Here is a 23,127-nt window from a genome sequence, read left to right on the forward strand (position 1 = left end):
GAATAAGAGAGGCTGTTTTATGTACCTATGGGAATAAGGATGGTTACGCTTGTTTTAAGGTATCCTTGTGAGATATAAAATAAAAAAATATAATATTCAAATACTTATGTTTTTAGTGTTGCATTTTGATGTCAGATCTATGTCATAAAAATGCATAAAATATGCTCGCCGTCATATTATTCGTATTAAAAATTAAGTCGTGATTGATATTTTTCTCTGCGTATTTAGTCTGGAGGTGTGGTTACACGAAATGTGTAAGCAGCGGGGTGAAAACATGACATGAATGTTTATGTTTTCGAATCGGTTTTGCACTCGATAAAACTTAATAACCCAACGGGGCAAGACCTCATCTTGCAGGCAGCAGGAGTATTTCATGAACAAAGTTTTTAAACACACACTTTTGGGCACACTGGTCGCTATTGGTTCAACAGGCGCGATAGCAGCTGATCATGACAATGTGGTTGGCGTGTTGAGTGATTATAATGTTGATATCTATGGTGTTGCTGCAATTTCCGCATTTTATCAAGAGGATAACAACGGTTACGATTACGAGAATGAGTCTCGAATTGGATTCCGGGCGGGAAAAGACTTCAATGAAGATGTTTATATCTTTATGCAAATTGAGTCAGGTTATGTGGGTGAAGATGGTACAGGCTCGACACTTGGCGGACGTGATACCTTTATCGGTATGAAAGGCGATTGGGGTCAGGTGCGCTTTGGTCGAATGCTTACGCCTTTGTATGAAGTGGTGGACTGGCCCTATTCAAACCCAGGGTTAGGCCGTGTCTTCGACTGGGGTGCGGACACTAAGTCGCATTATGATCGTAAAGGCGATATCGCACGCTATGACTCACCAGACTTCGATGGTTTTAGTTTCGATGTGTCTGTTGGACGTGGCGATAAAGATGTCAACGGCTCAAACCATTTTGGCGCTGCGGCACACTATACTGTGGCAGAGGCCTTTACGTTGCACGGCGGTTACGAATACAACTCGAACTACTCTGATGACATTGATACTCAAGCCTATTTAGCCGGGGTTGAGATCCCACTTCCTGGCGGATTTAAGGTGTCTGCAGCCTATAAATACAATGATGGTGTATACAAGACAGATGGTGTCAACAAAGATACTGAGGCAGAACAAGAACAAGTGTCAGTAGTCGGTGAATACTGGAGTGGTCCATGGGGCTATCGTCTTGGTTATGCAGCGAATGGTGACTCCGATCTTGATAATAACGCGAATGTTGATGACAGCGAATCAGTGATTGCGGGTCAATTAATGTATTCTCATAACGGTTTCTTACCGTATTTACGCGTTGGTCAACATGATGCCTATAACGCCGACGAGAAAAGTGCCTTTGCCCGTGTGGGGATTGAATACAACTTTTAGTCTACAGCTTTGCCTTTCTATTTTTCGCCGGCCAGGAAGGCCGGCTTTTTTGCTTCCAATAAGGGTGGTTTATGAACATTTATTTACGTCTGATTACTGCTTCTAGTTGTTTATTGATGGTTGGTTGCGCGAGCTACGATTCGTCTAGTGAGTTTGACGATGTGGTGAAATCAATCAAAGAGCGGCACCACTATGTACAAATCGCAACAAAATCGATCACGCCAGATACGCAAGCGTTGGTAGGTGCCGATATTGTTAAAGCAGCGTCCCATTATGTGGGTAATTACGCTACCGGCGATGTGGATAAAGCTGAACTAGCTTCTTCAAAACTCATCACAGAAGTATCTTTTTTTAAAAATTATCAAGAGTTTAATTCGGTAACGATCAACGGAGAAGCCATTCAACTAGAAAATATGCGTGTAACATCAGAGTCTTGCACCGAACATTGTGTAACCACGCAATATGTCGCGTTCCCATTGTCTCCCGAAACCGTGGCGAACTGGCCTGAGTCAAACGTACGCTTTATCTTTAACAGTTCAGGCGGTGGTAATCGTGTGCAGTTTTCTATCCCTAAAGCGTATTTTACCGCCGCGAATCAAGAAGCGGCGCGGGTAGTGGGAAAAAGGATTAATCCGTCCTTGGTTGCTAGTGGTGCTGAAACGAGCGAAAAAGTGGCACAGAAGCCTGAAGCGATGATTGATTATTGGTATCAAAAAGCCAATGAATCTGACCGTAACGCATTTGCCGATTGGGCGTTTGCTAATCGTGATGGTAGTGGCACACTGCCAACCACCCAGAGTCAGCCTTTGCAGATGATGGGGTACTGGTATCAACAAGCGACACCCACCTCACGCAAAGCGATCCTCACTTGGTTGCTTAACCAGTCTTAGCTTTTTATCAAACCTTGAATGTGCTGTGCAATCAAATCGCACAAGGTTGCCAGCGCATTTTGATGAGCATGATCGAGCGGGTAAGACGCATTGAGCCGAAAGCAATGCGCAAACTGTGCGTGCGTGGCAAACATATTACCCGGTGCGATACTGATATGATGTTTGAGCGCAAGGTGGTACAGCGCGGTGGTATTACTGCCTTTGGGCAATGCAATCCATAAAAAGTATCCGCCTTGACTGTTGACTACCTCAACATCTCGGGGCAAGTGGTCAATAAGAAATTGATATGTCGCTTTTTTTCGCTTGGCGAGTGTGCGGCGCAGTTGCTTTAAGTGGTGCTCGTAGTTTCGGTTGTGTAAGTAGTGCGCGACGGCAAGCTGAATCGGGACGCTGGTGGTCACTGTGCTCATCAGTTGGAGCTTTTGTAGCTTCTGGGCTTGATCACCTGCCGCAACCCAGCCGAGGCGAAAGGCATCGACCAGCGTTTTTGAAAACGATGAGCAGTGCAAGACATGGCCACTGCTATCGAAGACATGGCCACTGCTATCGAATGCTTTGGTGGGCAGTGGTTTGTGCTCACCCTCGTAGAGCTCGCCATATACATCATCTTCGATTAAGTAAACCTGATAGCGTTTAACTAGATCGGCTAGACGCGCTTTCTTCTCGTTTGACAGCGAATAACCCAACGGGTTTTGATGATTGCTCATTAACCAGCAAGCGCGAATCGGGTGAGTTTGCAAGACGCGTTCTAAGGCATCAAGGTCAATGCCTTCGGTGGGATGCGTTCTGATCGCCATCGCTTTCAGCCCCCTATTTTCAAGTGCTTGTAACGCGCCGTAAAACGCGGGGCTTTCTACCGCGACCCAGTCACCAGGCTGAGTGACCGCGCGTAAGCTAAGGTTGAGTGCATCTAGCCCGCCGGCGGTAATCACTATCTCATCGGGAGAGACTTGCATCCCCTGTGCCGCATAGCGCTGGGCAATCAGGTGGCGCAGTTGAGCATTGCCCGGAGGGAGATTATCGACCACGCTGTGAATGGACATAAAGCGTACCGCGGTGGTGAGCGAACGGTTTACTTGGTGGCGGGGAGCAAGCAGGGGATCGACATACGCATGCCCATAACTCGCCATGCCGGGGGAGCGGCTGGCTTGCAACACATCGAAAATGTAGTCATTAATATCCACCGATTCAGTAGGATGGATGGCACTGTCTGACCCATTCTGGGTAAGCTCGGCATGGGGGGCGACGCGGTAGCCTGAGCGGGACTGAGAAACAATCCAACCTTGGCTTTCTAGCAGTTGATAGGCTTGTAGCACTGTCATCATACTCAAACCTGAATAAGCGGCCTGTTTTCTAAGAGAGGGGAGCTTTTCTCCAACGTGCCAAATGCCGGTCTGAATTTGTTGTTTTATCTGTTCACTAAGCTGTTGATACTTAGACACGTTTTCACCATAGGGACGGCTGACTTACTGAGACTATAACACTGCATAAAGTAGACTGTTATAGTTTAATCTGATACGTCTGTATATGGGCACATTGATCGTGGGCTTCTACCATGCGCGTTAGTCTAATCACTAAAGTGGACTTCACGTATGTTTGGTCTTGATGCATTTATGTTGGCCCGTATTCAATTTGCGTTTACGGTTTCTTTTCACATTATTTTCCCCGCGATTACCATTGGTCTCGCCTGCTATCTCGCGGTGCTCGAGGGGTTGTGGCTTAAAACGCGCGAGCGTGAGTATAAAACGCTTTACCTTTTCTGGTCGAAAATCTTCGCAGTAAATTTCGGGATGGGCGTGGTGTCTGGGTTGGTCATGGCGTACCAATTTGGCACGAACTGGAGTGGCTTCTCGGAATTTGCGGGCAGCATCACCGGCCCACTGCTGACCTATGAGGTGCTGACGGCTTTCTTTCTCGAAGCCGGCTTTCTTGGTGTCATGCTATTTGGCTGGCAGCGTGTTGGCGATCGTTTGCACTTTTTTGCCACCTCGATGGTCGCGCTGGGGACCGTGATCTCTGCCTTCTGGATTTTAGCCTCCAACAGTTGGATGCACACCCCACAAGGGCATGAAGTGGTTAATGGTCAAGTAGTGCCTGTGGATTGGTTCGCGGTGGTCTTTAATCCCTCTTTTCCTTATCGCTTGGCGCACATGGTCGTCGCGGCGTTTTTATCCAGTGCGTTATTTGTTGGCGCGTCGGCGGCGTGGCACCTGCTCAAAGGGCAGCGCAGCCCAGCCGTGAAGCGGATGTTTTCGATGTCGATGTGGATGCTGTTATTCACCGCGCCCATTCAAGCCTTTATCGGAGATTTACACGGCTTGAATACCTTGGAATATCAGCCCGCTAAGATTGCAGCGATGGAAGGGCATTGGGACAACAGTCATGGAGAACCCACGCCTCTCATTTTGTTTGGCCTGCCGGATATGGAAGATGAAACCACCCACTATAAAGTGGAAATCCCCTATCTGGGCAGTCTGATCTTACAGCATAGTTTGACCGAGCAAATTCCTGCGCTAAAAGAATTTCCTACTGAAGACCGGCCTAACTCCCCGGTAGTTTTCTGGGCTTTTCGCCTGATGGTAGGTTTAGGGCTATTGATGATCACGCTTGGCATATTAGGGGCGTGGCAGCGCTATAAAGGACACCTGTTTGAACATCAGGGATTGCTTCGTTTCGCGTTCTATATGGGGCCAGCAGGCCTAATCGCCATTCTTTCCGGCTGGGTGACCACCGAGGTCGGACGCCAACCTTGGGTTGTGCATGGTCTGCTACGCACCCAGGATGCGGTCTCTGCGCACGGTGATTTGCATATGAGTATCAGCTTGATCAGCTTCTTTGTTGTGTATGGCTTAGTCTTTGGGTTGGGGTATATCTATATGATCCATCAAATTAAATTAGGCCCGGATCAACATGATGACACGCCCCATGAACCGTTAACTGTCTCTGGCCGTGTGTAAGGGGGAAACATGGATTTAGCAATGATTTGGTTTGGCATTATCGTGTTTGCTACCTTGATGTACATCGTGATGGACGGGTTTGATCTGGGTATCGGGATTCTGATGCCGTTTGTCAGTTATCGAGAAGAGCGCGACTTGATGGTGAATAGTGTAGCACCCGTGTGGGATGGCAATGAAACCTGGTTGGTTCTGGGGGGCGCCGCACTATTTGGAGCCTTCCCGTTGGCGTATGCGGTCATTGTTGATGCGTTAACGATCCCACTTACCTTAATGCTGGTGGCACTCATTTTTCGCGGTGTGGCGTTTGAATTCCGTTTCAAGGCATTGCCCGGGCACCATGGTTTTTGGGATACCGCTTTTATGGCTGGGTCTATTTTTGCCACTTTCTTTCAAGGGGTCACCGTGGGTGCAGTGATTGAAGGCTTCCCCGTAGAGGGACGCACCTTTGCCGGTGGCGGACTCGATTGGCTGGCTCCGTTTCCGATTTTCTGTGGTGTTGGGTTAGTCATTGCTTATGGCCTGTTGGGTGCCACTTGGCTCATCATGAAAACTGAACACCAACTACAACTGCGTATGTATCATCTGAGCCGTCGATTAGTGGCGCTGATGGCATTATGCATCGCGATAGTAAGTGTTTGGACACCGTTGGCGTATCCGGGGATTGCAGACCGTTGGTTTAGTATGCCGAACCTTTTTGCGCTCTCACCGGTTCCTCTTTTTACCGCTTTTTGTTTGTTGCGGTTATGGCGTGCGCGTCCTGAGCATGCCCATCACCGTCCTTTTTTAATGGCGTTGTGTATTACTTTACTCGGATTTATTGGCCTGGGAATTAGTATTTGGCCGCACATTATTCCACCCAGCATTACGATCTGGCAGGCAGCCTCACCACAACAAAGCTTGCAGTTTATGCTAGTCGGCGCGGTGTTTATCATCCCTGTTATTTTGATGTACACCTACTGGAGTTACCGCGTATTTAGCGGCAAAGTGAATCCCGATGAGGCTTATCACTAATGGCTGACACCACAAAACCCACTTGGCAGCGATGGCTTTGGTTGGTCGGCATCTGGGTAGCAAGCGTAGCTGCGCTCGGAGCTGTTTCTTGGTTATTTAGGGTCTTGATGCAAGCGGCAGGATTCCAAAGCTAACGGCTCAAGGGAACTACCATGCAGCGAACCAGGGTGTTCTGCACCTTATAAACAGCACTAGACAGCAACCAAGATGGTTCTAATTCGCCCTAGGCTGAAGGTACATATGGCACAGTGGGATGATTTGTGTGTACGAATGCCGATGGTACTATACGCGAGTAGCTTGGCACAGTGACTCGTGAGGCTCCGGTGCCAAGTTACAAGCGTTCATCGGCTTTTCTTTCTTCGCTAAGGTACATTATGATCACACTCGAGCCTTACCAATTAATCGACGCCAACTTCTTCCCATGGAGACCAATCTATTTGGACGTAGCCCAAGCGCTCTCTACCCAGATTTCTACATCTCGCATTGATGTGCTGCATTTTGGTTCAACGTCTGCCAAAGTTGGCGGTAAAGGGATCATTGATTTATCGATTCTGTATTATCCGGGAGAGCGCGAGAACGCTGTGGATCACCTCTACGCGTTAGGCTTCCAAGATCAGCACAGTGATCAGCCTTTTCCAGCGCACCGTCCTCGTAAAGATGCGTCAGTGACTTATCAAGGTGAACGTTTTTTGATACATGCACATGTGATTGAAAAAGACAGTGAAGAGTATCATCGCCAACTCGCGTACAAGCAACACTTGCTCGACAACCCAGATGTCCGGATTAAGTACGAAAACACCAAACATGCAATACTAGCCCAAGGAGTGCGCGATCAAGATGTTTATGTGAAGCATAAAGCACCCTATGTCAAAGATGTATTGGCTAAGTTAAACGTAAAGTGAGTGAAATTTAACCGGCTTGGGTGAATTATCTACACTTGACACGGCACAAGAAAAAAAAGATTGATTTATATTGGAAAATCATTAAATTAGACCGCGTCTATGAGGTGCGCCCCGGTGGTGGAATTGGTAGACACAAGGGATTTAAAATCCCTCGACGTTCGCGTTGTGCCGGTTCAAGTCCGGCCCGGGGCACCATAGCACTCATAGCCTGTGACATCATCATGTCACATCCCTTCCAAGTTCCATTTCTGTTTTATTGAAGCACTCATTCATATTAAGCAACAAATCAGCTGTATTGCCATGATGTTAATAGGCCATTAATTGTGCTTCTTATTCGCTTTTATCGTTCCTTATTGCTCCATTTTCTCCCGTAAACTAGTTAAAAAGAATCCTCATGCGCTCATTAAGCGATATATTCTATTTTTTCTATCATAATCGGCACCGCTGTCTAGATTGCTGACTAATATTGATATGTTGGTTAGTAGTGATAATAAAAAGGGACAGTGTATGCGTTGGCAAACTCTTTCAATCAGAAAGCGGATTTATATCGTTCTCTCCACCATTTTAGTGCTCAGCACGCTGATTGCGATGGTGCAACAAGCGATGTTATCAGCAAACAAACAGCTTGATGATTTAAAAAATATCATTCTGCCTAGTCAGTTACGTGGGTTGGCATTTGAGATCAGTAATGAACTGCAGCCAGCAATTACGGGCTCTAACTTTCTTGCTCATCATTCGGGGTTAATCGATTGGGTGGATAATGGCGGAGACTTATCTAATCTCGCGCCAATTCATCAGGCACTTTCCAACGCGAAAACGCGTCTTGGTGCAGATAATGCGTTTGCGACGATAGACACAGAGCAAGGCAAGTATATTTTTACCTATGATGGTGAGCATCGGAGCAGCTCGATGCAGACCTACCCTTATCGTGATTTCTACCCCAATTTTTTGAATAAAAATCAACCTTATGAGCTGAATATGAATCGCGATGTGAATAACAGCGAATATGTGATTTTTATTAATTATCGGAGTGTCCCTGTCAACGCTGCTACCGGTCAGCCTTATGTGGTGGCGGGTGTCGGCTTTAATGTCAGCAGTTTGGTTAATCTCGTGCAGGGTTTTCGCATTGGAGAGCAAGGGCGTGCGATGTTAGCCGCGCGCGACGGCAGCGTAGAGGTGGCACCAACGGACTCCGCACTGAATGCAGACAACGCCAATCGCTTTCAGCAAGCGGTGACGAAAGGAGCCAATAAACCGGTTATTAGCGAAGTAACTATTGATGATAAAGCATTTTTTGTTGGATCTTACTGGCTAGCAGACTTAGATCGCTTTGTGGTGGTTGAAATCCCCAAAGCACAAATAACGCAACCCATCTTGAATCAGTTTATCCAGTCTTTGTTAGTAACCTTGGTGTTTATTGCCATTGCGTTGCTTGTCACGCACTGGGTGATCAGTAATTTGACCCAACCGATCAAGCAACTCTCAGGTGAAGTCGATGAAATTGCCAATAAACTCGATTTGGGTCATCAGATATCAGTAAAAGATCAGGCCGAAGTCGGACGTCTTGCCAATAAAATTAACGGTCTATTAGCGCGTATTCGTGACGCATTGCAGGCAGTGAACCATACCGTTGACGAGTCGCAATCCGCATTTGGGGTACTAAAACAGCAAGCCCACGAAGTGAATCAGGCAGGGATGGTGCAGCAACAATCGCTGCAAACTATCTCTGCGGCCAGCCAAGATATTACTGAAATTACCACTGAGGTGACGGATTCGGCAAATCACGCCGGCGAGCTGTCTCAGGCTGGGAATGCGGCGCTTAAAGAGGCCTTGAGTGGTATGCATACCAGTTTGCGGCATATTGAGCAACTGGGTGAAAACATGACCTCGAGCCAAACTAGCTTGGATGAGCTCAACCACCATATTGAGAATATTCTTCGCGTGCTTGAAGTGATTAGTGCCATTTCCGAACAAACCAATTTACTGGCACTTAACGCGGCGATAGAAGCCGCACGCGCGGGGGAGCATGGCCGCGGCTTTGCGGTGGTTGCTGATGAAGTGCGCTCGCTGTCACAACGTACCGGTGAGTCGACCAGTGAGATCCAAGAAATCATCAATCAGCTTCGTGCTGCATCCGACAATGTAACCGGACAAATTAATCAAGTGAGCCAAGATAGTCAGAATAGTCTTGATACTCACCAAAAAGCGGTTGCGAATATGGACACCTTGGATAGCAACCTACAAACATTATTTGAGCACAATGCGCGGATCGCTGATGGTGCTAATCGACAAAGCAGCGCCGTGAATGAGATTAATCAAAGTATTGAAGAGTTAGCGCAGCAGGGAAGCCGCACCCAAGAGGTATTTGAACAAAGTGAACAAGCAGTGACCAGCTTTGATCAACGCATGAAGGAGTTAACCCAAAAAGTCAGTGCTTTTAATGGGTTGAGCAAGTAACTATACGAGGTGTCGCACACAAATGCTAACGCCTTTATTGCTTGTGTCTTTGCCGTGCTCCGGTAGGATAGCGCGAGGAGGGCGGCATGAATCTAACCCAAATTGATGCGTTTTGTGCAGTGGCAGACACCGGATCAGTGTCTGAAGCAGCACGTCAACTGGATGTGAATCGCTCACGTTTAAGTATGGCGATTAAAGCGCTAGAACAATCACTTAACGCCGAATTGTTCTATCGCACCGGTAACCGCCTAACACTGTCGGAAATCGGCAAAGCTGTGTACAAAGATTTCGAGAGCATATCGGTCACGGCGGCGCGTATTCGCCGTACTTGCGAGCAAGCGAACGCGGGATTTAATGCCGAAGTATGGATCGCGCGTGATGATGCCATTCCCGATCAACTTTGGCAGGATTGGGCCCATCAGCTTAACAAGCGCTTTACCGCGACCTCCTTTAACCTTGTGCTGGCCTCGAGCGGTGATTTGGCCAACTTGGTTGAAACCCAACAAGTCGACTTTGCGTTTGGGGTCGATTACGAGCGTATTGACGACCCTCGTATCAACTACCAACCGCTGGGTAAAATTCGCATGATGTCTGTATGTAACAGTGAGCATCCGTTGAGTCGACTACGTCGGGTCAGTGATGATCAACTACGTAACGCCATGCAAGCGGTAATGGTCTACCTCAACGAAAAAGACAATCCCGAGCTTCAACCCTTCTCACGCCGCTATATTGGCTTTTCTAGCTTTGAATATATGCTCAATACCATTTTGCAAGAAGAGGCATGGGGCGTGCTACCTGAGCCGCTGATCCGCAAACACCTCCGCGAGCAGCGCTTGGCTGTGATCAAGCATACTTACGGCCTCACGCAAGAAGACTATTGCCTGTTTACGGCGTCTGGTATGGCCGAACACCCTGGGATCCAATGGCTGAACGATAGCATTACTAACTATTTGTTTGATTTCTAGATCTTGTTTAATTTCTAAATCGTCTATTAAAAGTGATTTATATCATTGTCTTAGGCTGCTTTTTCGGGCGTTTTTAACTGACWCGAAAAAGTTTAAGATTTTCTGAGCGCACACATAGCGCTAGAATGCTTGCACTTGATTTCATCAACCCGGCTGATTGTCATCGAGCTTACTTGTTTTCATCGAGCCTACTTATTTTCATCTAGCCCACTTATTTGTCATCGAGCCTAATTATGACTACCTATCTTCGTTATCTGCCTTTTTCTCTCGCGGTCCTCGCGTGCTTAACCCCCTGGGTCACTTCGCCCATCGCTTTAGTACTCGGTTTTTTACTTACGTCTTTGGGCGGGGTACCCAGCGGATTACCGCTCACTAAGATCACTAAAAAGCTCCTCGCGTACTCTATCGTTGGACTGGGGTTTGGTATTCCTTTGCAAGAGGCGTTGGCGGTTACCGGCGACGGGATAGGGCTGATTATTGCCACCATTACGGGCACTCTGGTGTTTGGCACGATACTGGCCAAGCTGATCGGGTTGGATCGAAAAACGGGTCATTTAATTGCCTCGGGAACAGCTATTTGTGGCGGCAGTGCCATCGCGGCCGTCTCGCCCGCCATCAATGCCGATGATGAACAAATTGGCCTCGCGCTGGGCACCGTGTTTGTACTGAACTCGCTAGCGCTGTTTGTATTTCCGATGATTGGGCATGCGTTAGGGCTTGATCAGCATACCTTTGGGACTTGGGCGGCGATCGCGATTCACGATACATCATCGGTGGTGGGGGCGGCGTCTGCCTATGGTGAGCAAGCATTAACCACCGCCACGACACTCAAGCTTGCACGTGCATTATGGATTGTGCCTGTCGCCTTTGTCAGTGCACTGATGTTTCGTAGTCACGCCAAAAAAATCACTATTCCATTTTTTATTGTCTTTTATTGCTTAGCTATCGGCATCAGTGATGTGTTTGTGCAAGCACAACCGATTTACGATGTGATTTTCGCGGTGGCTAAGCAAGTGTTGGTGGTGTGCTTGTTCTTGATAGGCTGCAGTATCTCTATCGCCCAGCTACGTGCCGCAGGCCCCAAGCCCCTGTTTTTTGGCATTGCGCTATGGGTGATTATCTCTTGTTCGTCGCTTGCTTGGCTGCTCTTTACTGCTTAGTTGTCCGGTTTTGCTTCAGGATCACTCGTGCGGTGTGTCCTGAGGCAAACGGAGTACCGCGACCAATAAAAAAGCACTGAGTGCCGCAGCAAACTGCCACCATCCCGTGCTGGTCATTGCGAGAAAAAGCTGCAAGGTAATGGCAGCAAGCAAAATACCTTTCCTCATCTTCTTAGTCCATAAAGAATCTAAATGTGCGCTTAGTATGCGCAATAGTTATATAAGAGCAAAATGCGATTTTGCGCTATCTCATAACTAAAATGTGTTTAGGACACTGAGTGTCAAAAATACTGACAGTTGATTTTTGTTATAAATTATTGAAATTAAATGCCTTTCATTTTCCACCTAACGGGATGATGAAAACGCCAGCAAGTTCGCATTTGTAAAGCGGCGCAGTAGCACCAAGAATGTGTGCGTGTTTTCTACTTTTGGTGTTTTATGTCTCCTCAAAACGTGATCAATGAAAAGTCAGTCTTAGTGTTTTCGGCCCTTCTCGCATTGGGGTTTGCCATCGCTGGCCTGGCGGTCGGGTGGTTTGCTGGCTCTTTAGTGATTATGTTCGACGGTATCTACTCGTTGATTAGCCTAGTGTTAACTTTGTTGTCACTGGGCGCGTCATGGTATATCCACTCGCGCTATGCGAGGCCGATCACACGTGCGCTGCTCACTCCGCTTGTTGTCGCCATTAAAGGTGCCGTGATTATGCTGTTGGTGAGTTATTCCCTTTACGAAGCGGTATCATCCTTGGTCGAGGGCGGACGTGCGGTTAATCCGTCATTGGCGGTGTTATTTGGTATCGTCAACGTGGTGGGTTGCGGTTACGGATGGTGGATGATTGCGCGTAAAAATCAAGCAGGGCAAAGCCAGTTGGTGGAGGCGGAATCGCGCCAGTGGCAAATGGACACCTTATTAAGTCTCGCAGTCACCTTAGGCTTTTTAGGTGCTTGGTTAGTGGCGCATTCACCTTGGTCGGATTATGCGGTTTATGCGGACCCTATGATGATGGTATTGATGTCGTTCTACTTTATCAAAGTGCCGTTCATCATGGTGCGTAACGCGTTAAAAGAGCTCGCACCTGTCACGGTAAAGTGGTATCGCACCCGAACGATGGCAGTTTGACTGCAATACATATGGCGGCATTTAGCCGCCTCTTTATGCCATCTAGGCGGTATATCTATCGCACCGTTATCAACAGCCTGTCGTGCACCCGTCCGAATAGCCAAGTCACTACAACGCGAGTTTAGTGAGGTAGTGATGGCTTAACGTCAGTGAGCGTGCCAGCGGCTTGGGTAGGGTGTCGATTTCGAGGCTATCAAGCAGGTTTTTCACATGCAGCCCGAGTTCGGTATCACCACTGATACTGAGTTGGCGCTGGAAAAACAGCGTATCCGGATCGCAATAGTGAGTCGCCATTTTCAAAAACGCTAACCAACCTCCCTCGATACTGGCGTCTTCCTCCCCAGACAAGCGCACCAATAATTGGTTGTCTTCGTTGAGCGACACGAACCAATTCGCTTTGAGATCGCGCAAACCAATGCGAATGGTACGGCCAGCAAGAAAGTCGAACTCTTCCTCCGCCAGCGGCACGGCAAAAGCGGTATTCATCAATTTAGTCAACACCTGGGCCTGTAGCCCTTGTGGTAACTGAGTGATCGCTTTTAGGCCTGGTGTAATCAGATTGGGCTGAGGCAGTGGCAGAGCAAGGGGTTGTTGTGTGATTGGGTTAACGAGCATTTGGCTTTCCTTTGGTGCCAATGGTTGAGTACCACTAGAGTAGCGAGGTTGGAGGCGCTGCCATTGGATCCGAGTCAAAAATGAGGAGGATTTTTGTGGCAACAGCGTCATTTATCGCGATTTTTATCCTCATGGGGAAGTGAGCTTGATACATATCAACCCCCCACACTGGCAACGCCCTTATCTTAGCCGGACAATCATAAAATGGAATGCAATGTTATGGAGCTCCTTTGTCCGGCGGGCAATATTCCGGCGGTTAAAAAAGCGATCGAGCATGGCGCCGATGCGGTGTATGTCGGCTTAAAAGATGATACCAATGCGCGCCATTTTGCTGGGCTGAACTTCACCGACAGCAAATTGCAGCGTGCCAGTCAGTATGTGCATGACCACGGCAAAGACTTGCACGTTGCCATTAACACCTTTGCTCACCCCGACGGTTGGCACCGCTGGCAATATGCGATTGATAGCGCCGCCGGAAATGGCGCTGATGCACTGATCCTTGCTGATATGGCCTGTTTAGATTACGCCGCCAACACCTATCCCGATTTGGATATACACCTTTCTGTTCAAGCATCCGCCACTAACGCTGGGGCGATCCGTTTCTATCAGCAGCAATATGGCGTTAAGCGAGTAGTATTGCCGCGGGTGCTGTCTATTCATCAGGTTAAACAACTAGCACGCGATACCGATGTTGACTTAGAGGTATTTGCCTTCGGCAGCCTGTGCATTATGGCCGAAGGGCGCTGCTATTTATCGTCTTATCTTACCGGCCAGTCGCCCAATACCGTGGGCGCTTGCTCACCGGCGGCATTCGTGCGCTGGCAAGATACTGAGCAAGGGCTGGAGTCGCGCTTAAATGGTGTCTTGATTGATCGGTATCAAGCCGACGAAAAAGCGGGGTATCCCACCCTCTGCAAAGGTCGTTTCTGTGTCGACGGCAACCGCTATCACGCACTGGAAGAGCCCACCAGTTTGAACACCTTAAGTGTCCTGCCTGAGCTTTATCGCGCCGGGATCAAATCGGTCAAAATCGAAGGTCGTCAGCGCAGCCCTGCATATGTGGAGCAAGTTGCACGGGTATGGCGTCAAGCGATTGATCGCTGTGTCGCAAACCCCGAGGCGTTTGATATTGCACCGGATTGGGCGCATTCGCTCGATAGTCTTTCTGAAGGGGTGCAAACCAGTTTGGGTGCTTACCATCGCAAGTGGCAATAAGGAATTATGATGCAATTTTCTCTCGGGCCAATCCTGTATTACTGGCCCAAGGCTGAGGTTGAAGCCTTTTATCAAGCGGCGGCAGACAGCCAAGCCGATGTGATTTATCTCGGCGAAACCGTCTGTGCTAAGCGGCGAGAGCTGAAAACCAAAGACTGGATCGGGCTCGCGCGTGAGCTGGCTGAGTCTGGTAAACAAGTGGTGCTCTCGACCATGGCGCTGATTGAAGCGCCCTCAGAGCTGACCATGCTAAAACGCTACTGTGATAATGATGATATTCGCATTGAAGCGAATGACGTGAGCGCGGTGCAATTTTTAAGCGAGCGTCGGCAGCCCTTTGTGGTGGGGGCGGCCATCAATTGCTATAACCCGCAAACATTAAAGCAATTTGTTGACCTKGGCATGACACGCTGGGTGATGCCGGTGGAGCTTTCGCGCGATTGGTTGGTGAATATGTTGAACGGCTGTGATGCACTGGGTATTCGCGACCAGTTTGAGGTGGAGGTCATTGGCTATGGTTACTTGCCACTGGCTTATTCGGCACGCTGTTTTACCGCGCGCTCAGAAAACCGTGCCAAAGATGACTGCGAGTTGTGCTGCCTAAAATACCCCAATGGACGGTTAACGGAATCCCAAGAGGGTCAAGCGGTATTTGTGCTGAACGGCATTCAAACCCAGTCCGGGCAATGCGCCAATCTCGTTAACGATTTACCGTCGATGCAAGGGCTGGTGGACGTGGTGCGATTAAGCCCACTGTCGCTTGACACCTTGCAATGGGTAGACAAATTCCGTGCTAACCAAGCAGGCACCCAGCCGCAACCGCTCAACCACGATTGCAATGGCTATTGGCACCATTTGGCGGGCATGGCACAAGTCATCGGGTAGTTGACTTTTCCTTTCAAGGTGCGCGATGAATCACTTCATCAACATGGTTTTTAAGGCATTGTCTACTATTATCGCTTAGCTAAATGGTTGCATCGGGCTATCGGGAATTAGGGCGACTCAACACTCGGATAGGAACACAAGGATGCAGGTGGGGCGTACCTCGGTTGAGGGCTTGGATGTAAATTTTGCCTGAATGTACAAATTGGTGACATGCATCATCAACATGCGCCGCATCTGTTTGCAACGCCTGGCCAAGCGGTCGGGCGTTTTAAGCCAAAGGAGCCAACATAATGATTGATAAACATACCGTGATGCGGGTTGCGCGGCCAACTGATAACTTAGCCGATATTACGAATATGTATTGTGAAGGATTAGGTTTTGAGTTGCTCGGGACCTTCTCTGGCCACAATGACTTTGATGGTGCCATTATCGGTCATCCGCATCACAATTATCACCTTGAGTTTACCCACCACCGCGGCACCCATGTTGGACCAGCCCCCTCACAAGAGAATTTATTGGTTTTTTATTTGCCGGATCACTCGGCATGGCAAGCCGCGTGCAAAAAAATCGAAGCGGCCGGATTTACACCGGTTTCGAGTTATAACAGTTATTGGGATAAAGACGGCTGCACCTTTGAAGATCTGGATGGTTATCGTGTGGTGCTTCAAAATCGCGAATGGGCATGGTGAATGTGAGTTAGCGCGTCTCTCATCAGCTCATAAGTTATTGGCTATTAACATTATTGGCATAACAGATTAGCGCTTTGTGTGATTGTCTATTAACGTTACTCATGTTTAGTTAGCAATAACTAATGATAGCGTCAGTGCGGCCTAGTCAGGTGTTTTAGCGTTCGCACTGATGGATAAAACATAAGGAGAAAGCAATGTCTCAGCAACGCTCAACGTCGGGCGGTCAATGCCCCGTGATGCATGGTGGCGCAACATCGGAAGAGATGGCACACAAAACCTGGTGGCCCAATGCACTTAACCTCGACATTCTTCATCAGCACGACACAAAATCAACGCCGTTTGATAACGATTTTGATTACCCGTCAGCCCTAAAAACCCTCGATATTGACGCACTTAAAAATGACGTTAAGTCGCTACTTACCGACAGTCAGTCTTGGTGGCCTGCAGATTGGGGACATTACGGCGGATTGATGATCCGCATGGCATGGCACTCGGCAGGGAGCTATCGCATTGCTGACGGTCGCGGTGGCGGCGCAACAGGTAACCAGCGTTTTGCACCTTTGAACTCATGGCCGGATAACGCCAACCTCGATAAGGCCCGTCGCCTTCTATGGCCGATTAAGAAAAAATACGGCAACAAAATTAGTTGGGCAGATTTGATCTTGCTCGCGGGCACGCTGGCGTATGAATCGATGGGGCTAAAAACCTATGGGTTTGCGTTTGGGCGTGAAGACATTTGGCATCCAGAGAAGGATACTTATTGGGGCGCAGAAAAAGAATGGTTGGCCCCAAGTGATGCAGAGAACAGCCGTTACTCTGGCGCACGCGATCTCGAAAATCCACTTGCCGCAGTGATGATGGGGCTGATTTATGTTAACCCTGAAGGGGTAGATGGCAACCCAGATCCGCTCAAAACTGCCCATGATATGCGTGTCACGTTTGAGCGCATGGCGATGAACGATGAAGAAACCGTCGCGCTAACTGCCGGTGGCCATACCGTGGGTAAATGTCACGGCAATGGCGATGCGAGCGTATTAGGACCTGAGCCTGAAGCGGCCGACGTTGATGAGCAAGGCTTAGGCTGGAACAACCACCAAGCGCGTGGCATTGGTCGCGATACGGTCACCAGTGGCATTGAAGGGGCTTGGACTACCCATCCCACGCAATGGGATAACGGCTACTTTTATCTCCTGTTTAACTATGAGTGGGAATTGAAGAAAAGCCCTGCGGGTGCCTGGCAGTGGGAGCCTATCGACATCAAAGAAGAAGATAAACCTGTTGATGTTGAAGACCCCTCGATTCGTCGTAACCCCATCATGACCGATGCCGATATGGCACTCAAAATGGACCCGGCCTATCGCAAAATCTCTGAACGCTTTTATCAAGACCCTGACTACCTGGCAGACGTCTTTGCCAAAGCCTGGTTTAAATTAACGCACCGTGATATGGGGCCCAAGTCACGTTACATCGGCCCAGATGTGCCGAGTGAGGATTTGATTTGGCAAGATCCCGTGCCTGCAGGACGTACCGATTATGACGTGGCAGCGGTAAAAGCAGATATTGCCAATAGTGACCTGACGTTGGCAGAGAAAGTGACCACCGCATGGGATAGCGCACGGACTTATCGCCAATCCGATAAGCGGGGTGGGGCGAACGGCGCGCGGATTCGCCTAGCACCGCAAAAAGACTGGCAGGGGAACGAGCCGGAGCGTCTGGCGAAGGTAGTCAACGTGCTGAGTAATATTGCTCAGAAACACCAGATTAGTTTGGCCGATACCATCGTGCTGGCAGGCAACCAAGGCATCGAAGAAGCGGCAAAAGCGGCTGGCGTCCCTGTCGACGTCTCCTTTGCGCCCGGCCGTGGTGATGCCACGCTTGAGCACACTGATGTGGATTCATTCGAAGTACTAGAGCCGGTCGCAGATGGGTTCCGTAATTGGCTGAAAAAAGATTACAACGTTCAGCCCGAAGAGCTCTTGCTTGATCGCGCCCAATTGATGGGACTCACCGCACCTGAAATGACAGTACTACTGGGTGGTATGCGTGTGCTTGGCACCAACTATGGTAGTGCCCCGGAAGGCGTATTTACCGATCGGGTCGGTGAGCTGAGTCATGACTTTTTCGTCAACCTGACGGACATGGCGTATCAGTGGAAACCTGTCGGCCGTAACCGCTATGAGATCATTGAGCGTAACTCGGGGGCAATGAAGTGGACGGCGAGCCGCGTCGACTTAGTGTTTGGCTCTAACGCCATTTTACGCGCCTATGCAGAGTTCTACGCGCAAGATGATAACCAAACCAAGTTTGTGCACGATTTTGTTGCAGCGTGGGTGAAGGTGATGAACGCTGATCGTTTTGATCTGGTCGCTAAGCAATGATTTAATCGTTACAAATTGTGATCACCAAGCCGCCTTTCATTGATAGGCGGCTTTTTATTTGTCTTAAATCAAGTCAGGGCTTGGTTGTTGTCGTGCTACAGGCAGGGTTTTAGTACAGTGAGCTGAGTAAATTCCATCCAATTCTTTTATCTTTACCATCTGACGGAGTGAATTATGCTAGAACTTCTCATTGGGCTAGTTGTAACCGTGGCTGTGGGTTACTTTATTGTCAAAGGTTATCGTCCTGCAAGCACTTTGCTGACCGCAGGGATTATATTACTGATCATCACAGGGATATTAGGGCACAGTGTTCTGCCGGCTAAATTAACGTCGACGGGCAATCTTTTTACTGATTCGCTGGAATATGTGAAATACATGCTGCAATACCGTGGTGGCGGCCTCGGGATGCAAATCATGTTGCTGTGTGGTTTTGCGGCCTATATGTCGCATATTGGTGCCAACAACGTGGTGGTGAAGCAGTTCTCTAAGCCGTTGTCGGTGATCAAGTCGCCCTATGTGTTGTTGGTTGCAGCCTACATTGTCGCTTGTTTGATGTCACTGGCGGTCAGCTCTGCAACTGGCTTAGGTGTGCTTTTAATGGCTACCTTATTCCCGATGATGACTGCGATGGGCATTTCTCGTCCCGCCGCGACTGCAGTGTGCGCGTCTCCTGCAGCGATTATACTTTCACCCACCTCGGGAGATGTGGTGATTGCAGCGGAAAAAGCAGGCTTACCGCTCCACGTGTTTGCGGTCGAAACCGTATTGCCGGTCTCTATTTGTGCGATTATTGTGATGGCCGCCGCGGCGTACTTTTGGAATAAATACCTGGATAACAAAGAAAACACGCCGATGGAGCGTGTGGACGTCTCCGAGATAGAAACTCACGCGCCAGGTTATTACGCCGCCTTACCTTTTCTGCCTATCATTGGAGTGTTTTTATTTAACGGTGAAACCATTCCGGGCCTCTATCTAGATATCTACACCATTGTGGTGCTCTCTATCTTTTTAGGTGCGCTCGTCGACTTCGCCACCAAACGTTTTAATGGTCGCAAAACGTTAGAAGATCTGGATGCGTGTTATGAAGGGATGGCGGATGCCTTTAAAGGCGTGGTGATGCTGTTAGTCGCTGCAGGGGTATTTGCACAAGGCCTTATGTCAATTGGTGCGATTGACAACTTACTCGGCTTAGCAGAAAGCGCTGGGGCAGGCGGTATTGCATTGATGATGCTGCTTACTTTACTCACCGTCGCAGCCGCTGTTGCCACTGGCTCTGGAAATGCACCTTTCTATGCGTTTGTTGAATTAGCACCGTCTTTGGCAGCGAAAATGGGCCTCAATCCTGCATTTTTGATTATCCCTATGCTGCAAGCCTCTAACTTAGGCCGAACCATATCGCCGGTGTCTGGAGTGATTGTGGCGACATCTGGGATGGCAAAACTCAGCCCGTTTGAGGTGGTTAAGCGCACCTCGGTGCCGGTCCTCTGCGGGTTAATTACCGTGATTATTGGCACCCTTGTATTGGTGCCGATGATGGCGTAACGTCGCAAGGCATGAAACGCTCGCGTGCAAGTGCTCGCGGGCGTTTTTAATCGTATCGCACCATAGACCAATACAGTTTTGGAAGCAAACAACATGACTGCCCCGACCAAAATCACCTTTTTCTCCACCTTAACGCCCATGGTGGCCGCCGGTGTTAAAACCATCACCATTCGCGATGAATCTGAAAGTCACTATCAACCCGGTTCGCGCGTCGCGGTACATCAGCTAGAAACTGATCATTATGTATGTGACATTGTGATCGACAGAGTTGCTCCGCTAGCGTTCGAGGACATTAATGCCCGCCATGCTGAACAAGAGGGGATGTCGCTTACCGAGCTGAAGGCGCTGATTTTGCAAATCTACCCAGCGCGTCCCCCGTTGTTTGTGATTGATTTCCACCTTGCTTAAACACCCGCTATTTTACTGAGCGGCTCGCCTATAAAAAACGCCCGATAATACGGGCGTTTGACTACTATGAGTGGTTGATTAAACAATTTTGGGTTGGCCGTCTGATGCTGTTGCACCACCGTCTACGGGCAAATTGACACCAGAGATAAACGACGCATCGTCACTGACTAGAAATGCCACGGCAGAGGCAACTTCCTCTGGTTCTGCTGGGCGTCCCAGAGCGATACGCTCATTAAACTTTTCTCGAACTGAGTCAGGCCAGCCATTGGTCATGTTGGTTTTAACCAAGCTTGGACAGACCGCATTGACACGTACTCCTTGTAAACCGTGGTCCAGTGCCATGGCACGCGTTAGATTCGCGACAGCGCCTTTTGCAGCACAGTAAAAAGCAGCGCCCCAATCACCGCCTAAACCCGATACGGAGGCCGTGTTTACCATAGAGCCTTTTGTTTTAATCAATTCAGGCATTGCATATTTTGCGCAAAAGACTACGCCATCAATATCAACACCAGACACTTTTTCCCAATCGGCTAGAGTGCCGTCAATAACAGAGCCAGGAGTATGCACGCCTGCGTTATTTATCAGTATATCAAGTTGCCCGAAGTGGTTAACAACGTCTTGTATCATTGCTTCTACTGCTTTTGGATCTGACACATCGACAGAGAGTTTCAAGACGCGATCAGCATCGTATTTTGCTGCTGTGTCATCTAGAGCTGTCTTGTTCCAGTCTGCAATCGCAACCTTTGCACCTTCTTGATAGAGGCGGTCGGTAATCGCTGCACCAATACCGTTGGCTGCGCCAGTAATTAACGCCACTTTTTGGTTAATACCTTTCATTGTGTTCTCCGTTTTTGTCTATTGAATTAAGCAAATACCGGATCCATGCTGCCGGCTTCTCGGGGGGCCATCAGCTTAAAGTTGTCGCTGTAGTCCACAGGAATGGCGATAACAGCTGGGCCTTGAGTATCTATGGCTTGTTTAAGTTGGGTGACTAAATCTTCTTGTCGTGTGACCGCATAGCCCTTGGCGCCAAAGGATTCGGCATAGGCTTTAAAATCAATCGGACCAAATTTCACCCCTGAATAACGCTGGTACTTTTTAACTTCCTGCATTTCCACCATGTTATAGGCGTTATCGACCCAGATGATGTGCAGCAAGTTACACTTGAGACGCACTGCCGTTTCTAGCTCCATACTTGATTGCATAAATCCACCGTCTCCGGACACGGATACCACTTTGCGGTCGGGGTTGAGCAAGCTCGCGCCAATTCCCCACGGCAAGGCGACGCCCATGGTTTGTTGGCCATTAGAGACCAATAGTTGCCGAGAGCGGAAGCAATTAAGATAGCGCGCAATCCAAATATGGAAGCTGCCCATGTCTAAGCACAAGGTGGTGTCTGGAGTGATCACATCCTGCATGGCTTTAATCAAATGCAGTGGATGCATGGCAAAATCTTGGTGTGAACGACTGTATGCTCGAATAGCTTGGCGCTGGTGGGCGACTTCCTCAAGTAAATCAACTGTTGATGCGGGCATCAGCCATTGATGGTCGAGTTGTTCGGTGAGCGCATTAAGGGTGGGCTCAATCTGGCCAACGAGCTCCACGCTAGGGCGGTAATAGTGCTCAATTTCTGCTGGTGCCACATCGATATGGACAATATCGGTGTGTTGCGTGTTCCAAAGCTCTGGATCATATTCAATTGGGCCAAAACCAATGGTGACGATCAGATCAGCGTTCGCTAACAAGAGATCACCGGGTTGATTATTAAATAAGCCGACCCGACCCGCAAAGCGCTGATAGTAGGTGATGTCGACGGTACCAGCGGCTTGGTAGGTCCCGATGACGGGAAGCTGGGTACGATTGAGTAGGGCGCGAATAGCTGCGGCATTTTCAGGACGGCTGGCTTGTAACCCCAGTAAGAATACCGGATTATGCGCCGCTTTGATTTTGTTGGCCGCTTCGCGGATAGAGCGCGTATCAGCCATCCCTAATGGTGCCGGGAATGAAGGCGCGAGCACGCCACTGTCGACCGGTTGGTTAAGAATATCCATAGGTAAACTGACAAACGCGGCACCCGGGCGACCGCTTTCCGCTGCACGAAAAGCGTTGGCAAGGATTTCAGAGGTCGCTGAACCGGCTTGGACTTCGGCACTGTATTTGGTAACCGAATTGAAAATGCTGACGGTATCTAGGCTTTGGTGGGTTTGTTTTTGTTGATCGGCACGTTTCACCGCACCACCTAAAGCAACCACAGGATCGCCTTCAGAATTAGCAGTCGCCAGTCCAGTCACCAGGTTCGTGCAGCCCGGGCCGGACGTTGCCATGGTGACGCCCGCTTTACCGGTTAAGCGGCCAATAACACCGGCCATAAAGGCGCCATTCGCCTCATGGCGGACCGGGATCATTTTGATATTGGTATCTTCAATCGCATCAAAGAGGCGATCAATTTTTGCGCCAGGTATACCAAAAATATACTCGACGCCTTGGCGTTCTAAGTGGGTTGCGACCAGTTGTGCGCCTGTGTCCCAATGCGTTGTTGTTGTCATG

General features: G+C 49.0%; 20 protein-coding genes, 1 tRNA gene and 1 pseudogene. 17 read left to right on the forward strand and 5 right to left on the reverse strand.

What is annotated here, in order from left to right; all coding sequences use genetic code 11:
- The first annotated feature begins 373 nt into the window (after positions 1 to 373).
- Both BZG81_RS10390 and BZG81_RS10395 read left to right on the forward strand, forming a co-directional pair.
- Entirely contained in the window at positions 374 to 1,387 is a 1,014-nt protein-coding gene (locus BZG81_RS10390) for a porin (protein WP_077669353.1), read from the forward strand.
- A gap of 71 nt (positions 1,388 to 1,458) precedes the next feature.
- Complete coding sequence (locus tag BZG81_RS10395) at positions 1,459 to 2,277, forward strand: DUF2057 family protein (protein WP_077677309.1); 819 nt, start codon at positions 1,459 to 1,461, stop codon at positions 2,275 to 2,277.
- On the opposite strand, the gene BZG81_RS10400 is transcribed toward BZG81_RS10395, so the two are convergent.
- Positions 2,274 to 3,719: an aminotransferase-like domain-containing protein gene (locus tag BZG81_RS10400; protein ID WP_077677310.1), complete on the reverse strand. Its 1,446-nt coding sequence runs from the start codon at positions 3,717 to 3,719 to the stop codon at positions 2,274 to 2,276. The two genes, BZG81_RS10395 and BZG81_RS10400, sit on opposite strands and share 4 nt — an antisense overlap.
- 150 nt (positions 3,720 to 3,869) lie before the next feature.
- Here BZG81_RS10400 and BZG81_RS10405 point away from each other — a divergent pair, with 150 nt between their 5' ends.
- The 8 genes from BZG81_RS10405 (at position 3,870) to BZG81_RS10440 (ending at position 11,729) form a co-directional block, all read left to right on the forward strand.
- Entirely contained in the window at positions 3,870 to 5,234 is a 1,365-nt protein-coding gene (locus BZG81_RS10405) for a cytochrome ubiquinol oxidase subunit I (protein ID WP_077669355.1), read from the forward strand.
- Positions 5,235 to 5,243: 9 nt separating this feature from the next.
- Positions 5,244 to 6,245: a cytochrome d ubiquinol oxidase subunit II gene (gene cydB / locus BZG81_RS10410; protein WP_077677311.1), complete on the forward strand. Its 1,002-nt coding sequence runs from the start codon at positions 5,244 to 5,246 to the stop codon at positions 6,243 to 6,245.
- A complete protein-coding gene (locus BZG81_RS10415; RefSeq protein ID WP_077669357.1) occupies positions 6,245 to 6,379 on the forward strand; it encodes a DUF2474 domain-containing protein in 135 nt (44 codons plus the stop codon). The genes cydB and BZG81_RS10415 overlap by 1 nt, the downstream gene beginning before the upstream one ends.
- Positions 6,380 to 6,619: 240 nt before the next feature.
- On the forward strand, positions 6,620 to 7,147 hold the full coding sequence (locus BZG81_RS10420) for a GrpB family protein (protein ID WP_077677312.1): 528 nt from the start codon (positions 6,620 to 6,622) through the stop codon (positions 7,145 to 7,147).
- A gap of 108 nt (positions 7,148 to 7,255) precedes the next feature.
- A tRNA-Leu gene (locus BZG81_RS10425) sits at positions 7,256 to 7,342 on the forward strand.
- A 312-nt stretch (positions 7,343 to 7,654) separates the two neighbouring features.
- Complete coding sequence (locus BZG81_RS10430) at positions 7,655 to 9,604, forward strand: methyl-accepting chemotaxis protein (protein ID WP_198533646.1); 1,950 nt, start codon at positions 7,655 to 7,657, stop codon at positions 9,602 to 9,604.
- 86 nt (positions 9,605 to 9,690) lie between these two features.
- Entirely contained in the window at positions 9,691 to 10,569 is an 879-nt protein-coding gene (locus BZG81_RS10435) for a LysR family transcriptional regulator (protein ID WP_021023944.1), read from the forward strand.
- Positions 10,570 to 10,802: 233 nt separating this feature from the next.
- Complete coding sequence (locus BZG81_RS10440) at positions 10,803 to 11,729, forward strand: YeiH family protein (protein ID WP_077677314.1); 927 nt, start codon at positions 10,803 to 10,805, stop codon at positions 11,727 to 11,729.
- A gap of 21 nt (positions 11,730 to 11,750) precedes the next feature.
- On the opposite strand, the gene BZG81_RS15605 is transcribed toward BZG81_RS10440, so the two are convergent.
- Complete coding sequence (locus tag BZG81_RS15605; protein ID WP_158011433.1) at positions 11,751 to 11,897, reverse strand: hypothetical protein; 147 nt, start codon at positions 11,895 to 11,897, stop codon at positions 11,751 to 11,753.
- A 270-nt stretch (positions 11,898 to 12,167) separates the two neighbouring features.
- Here BZG81_RS15605 and BZG81_RS10445 point away from each other — a divergent pair.
- Positions 12,168 to 12,800, forward strand: a pseudogene (locus BZG81_RS10445) (cation transporter); the annotation flags it as partial.
- A 156-nt stretch (positions 12,801 to 12,956) separates the two neighbouring features.
- Here BZG81_RS10445 and ubiT read toward each other — a convergent pair.
- Complete coding sequence (gene ubiT, locus BZG81_RS10450; protein ID WP_158011841.1) at positions 12,957 to 13,463, reverse strand: ubiquinone anaerobic biosynthesis accessory factor UbiT; 507 nt, start codon at positions 13,461 to 13,463, stop codon at positions 12,957 to 12,959.
- Between the two features lie 219 nt (positions 13,464 to 13,682).
- On the opposite strand from ubiT, the gene ubiU reads away from it, so the two are divergent.
- From ubiU to yqfB, 6 genes are all read left to right on the forward strand, one after another.
- Positions 13,683 to 14,678: a ubiquinone anaerobic biosynthesis protein UbiU gene (gene ubiU / locus BZG81_RS10455; RefSeq protein WP_077677317.1), complete on the forward strand. Its 996-nt coding sequence runs from the start codon at positions 13,683 to 13,685 to the stop codon at positions 14,676 to 14,678.
- 9 nt (positions 14,679 to 14,687) lie between these two features.
- Positions 14,688 to 15,563, forward strand: a complete 876-nt coding sequence (locus tag BZG81_RS10460) for a U32 family peptidase (protein WP_077677318.1) — start codon at positions 14,688 to 14,690, stop codon at positions 15,561 to 15,563.
- Positions 15,564 to 15,853: 290 nt separating this feature from the next.
- Entirely contained in the window at positions 15,854 to 16,252 is a 399-nt protein-coding gene (locus tag BZG81_RS10465) for a VOC family protein (protein WP_021023952.1), read from the forward strand.
- 194 nt (positions 16,253 to 16,446) lie between these two features.
- The gene (gene katG, locus BZG81_RS10470) at positions 16,447 to 18,630 is read left to right on the forward strand and encodes a catalase/peroxidase HPI (protein ID WP_077677319.1); all 2,184 of its coding nucleotides are present in this window, start codon (positions 16,447 to 16,449) and stop codon (positions 18,628 to 18,630) included.
- Positions 18,631 to 18,804: 174 nt separating this feature from the next.
- Complete coding sequence (gene dcuC / locus BZG81_RS10475; protein WP_021023954.1) at positions 18,805 to 20,172, forward strand: anaerobic C4-dicarboxylate transporter DcuC; 1,368 nt, start codon at positions 18,805 to 18,807, stop codon at positions 20,170 to 20,172.
- A 93-nt stretch (positions 20,173 to 20,265) separates the two neighbouring features.
- Positions 20,266 to 20,580, forward strand: a complete 315-nt coding sequence (gene yqfB / locus BZG81_RS10480) for a N(4)-acetylcytidine aminohydrolase (protein WP_077677320.1) — start codon at positions 20,266 to 20,268, stop codon at positions 20,578 to 20,580.
- A gap of 78 nt (positions 20,581 to 20,658) precedes the next feature.
- Here yqfB and BZG81_RS10485 read toward each other — a convergent pair whose 3' ends face one another.
- Entirely contained in the window at positions 20,659 to 21,417 is a 759-nt protein-coding gene (locus tag BZG81_RS10485; RefSeq protein WP_077461064.1) for an SDR family NAD(P)-dependent oxidoreductase, read from the reverse strand.
- 26 nt (positions 21,418 to 21,443) lie between these two features.
- The gene (gene alsS, locus BZG81_RS10490; protein ID WP_077677321.1) at positions 21,444 to 23,126 is read right to left on the reverse strand and encodes an acetolactate synthase AlsS; all 1,683 of its coding nucleotides are present in this window, start codon (positions 23,124 to 23,126) and stop codon (positions 21,444 to 21,446) included.
- Position 23,127 lies beyond the last annotated feature (1 nt).

The sequence above is a fragment of the Salinivibrio sp. MA607 genome (assembly GCF_001996245.1).
Taxonomy (GTDB): domain Bacteria; phylum Pseudomonadota; class Gammaproteobacteria; order Enterobacterales; family Vibrionaceae; genus Salinivibrio; species Salinivibrio costicola.

What these genes read in the sequence shown, in the direction of transcription:
- dcuC (WP_021023954.1), top strand. Translation starts at nt 18,805, where the DNA reads ATGCTAGAACTTCTCATTGGGCTAGTTGTAACCGTGGCTGTGGGTTAC.
- BZG81_RS10485 (WP_077461064.1), bottom strand. Translation starts at nt 21,417, where the DNA reads ATGAAAGGTATTAACCAAAAAGTGGCGTTAATTACTGGCGCAGCCAAC.
- BZG81_RS10440 (WP_077677314.1), top strand. Translation starts at nt 10,803, where the DNA reads ATGACTACCTATCTTCGTTATCTGCCTTTTTCTCTCGCGGTCCTCGCG.
- ubiT (WP_158011841.1), bottom strand. Translation starts at nt 13,463, where the DNA reads ATGCTCGTTAACCCAATCACACAACAACCCCTTGCTCTGCCACTGCCT.
- BZG81_RS10465 (WP_021023952.1), top strand. Translation starts at nt 15,854, where the DNA reads ATGATTGATAAACATACCGTGATGCGGGTTGCGCGGCCAACTGATAAC.
- BZG81_RS10430 (WP_198533646.1), top strand. Translation starts at nt 7,655, where the DNA reads ATGCGTTGGCAAACTCTTTCAATCAGAAAGCGGATTTATATCGTTCTC.
- ubiU (WP_077677317.1), top strand. Translation starts at nt 13,683, where the DNA reads ATGGAGCTCCTTTGTCCGGCGGGCAATATTCCGGCGGTTAAAAAAGCG.
- alsS (WP_077677321.1), bottom strand. Translation starts at nt 23,126, where the DNA reads ATGACAACAACAACGCATTGGGACACAGGCGCACAACTGGTCGCAACC.
- yqfB (WP_077677320.1), top strand. Translation starts at nt 20,266, where the DNA reads ATGACTGCCCCGACCAAAATCACCTTTTTCTCCACCTTAACGCCCATG.
- BZG81_RS10415 (WP_077669357.1), top strand. Translation starts at nt 6,245, where the DNA reads ATGGCTGACACCACAAAACCCACTTGGCAGCGATGGCTTTGGTTGGTC.
- BZG81_RS10420 (WP_077677312.1), top strand. Translation starts at nt 6,620, where the DNA reads ATGATCACACTCGAGCCTTACCAATTAATCGACGCCAACTTCTTCCCA.
- katG (WP_077677319.1), top strand. Translation starts at nt 16,447, where the DNA reads ATGTCTCAGCAACGCTCAACGTCGGGCGGTCAATGCCCCGTGATGCAT.
- BZG81_RS10390 (WP_077669353.1), top strand. Translation starts at nt 374, where the DNA reads ATGAACAAAGTTTTTAAACACACACTTTTGGGCACACTGGTCGCTATT.
- BZG81_RS10435 (WP_021023944.1), top strand. Translation starts at nt 9,691, where the DNA reads ATGAATCTAACCCAAATTGATGCGTTTTGTGCAGTGGCAGACACCGGA.
- cydB (WP_077677311.1), top strand. Translation starts at nt 5,244, where the DNA reads ATGGATTTAGCAATGATTTGGTTTGGCATTATCGTGTTTGCTACCTTG.
- BZG81_RS10405 (WP_077669355.1), top strand. Translation starts at nt 3,870, where the DNA reads ATGTTTGGTCTTGATGCATTTATGTTGGCCCGTATTCAATTTGCGTTT.
- BZG81_RS15605 (WP_158011433.1), bottom strand. Translation starts at nt 11,897, where the DNA reads ATGAGGAAAGGTATTTTGCTTGCTGCCATTACCTTGCAGCTTTTTCTC.
- BZG81_RS10395 (WP_077677309.1), top strand. Translation starts at nt 1,459, where the DNA reads ATGAACATTTATTTACGTCTGATTACTGCTTCTAGTTGTTTATTGATG.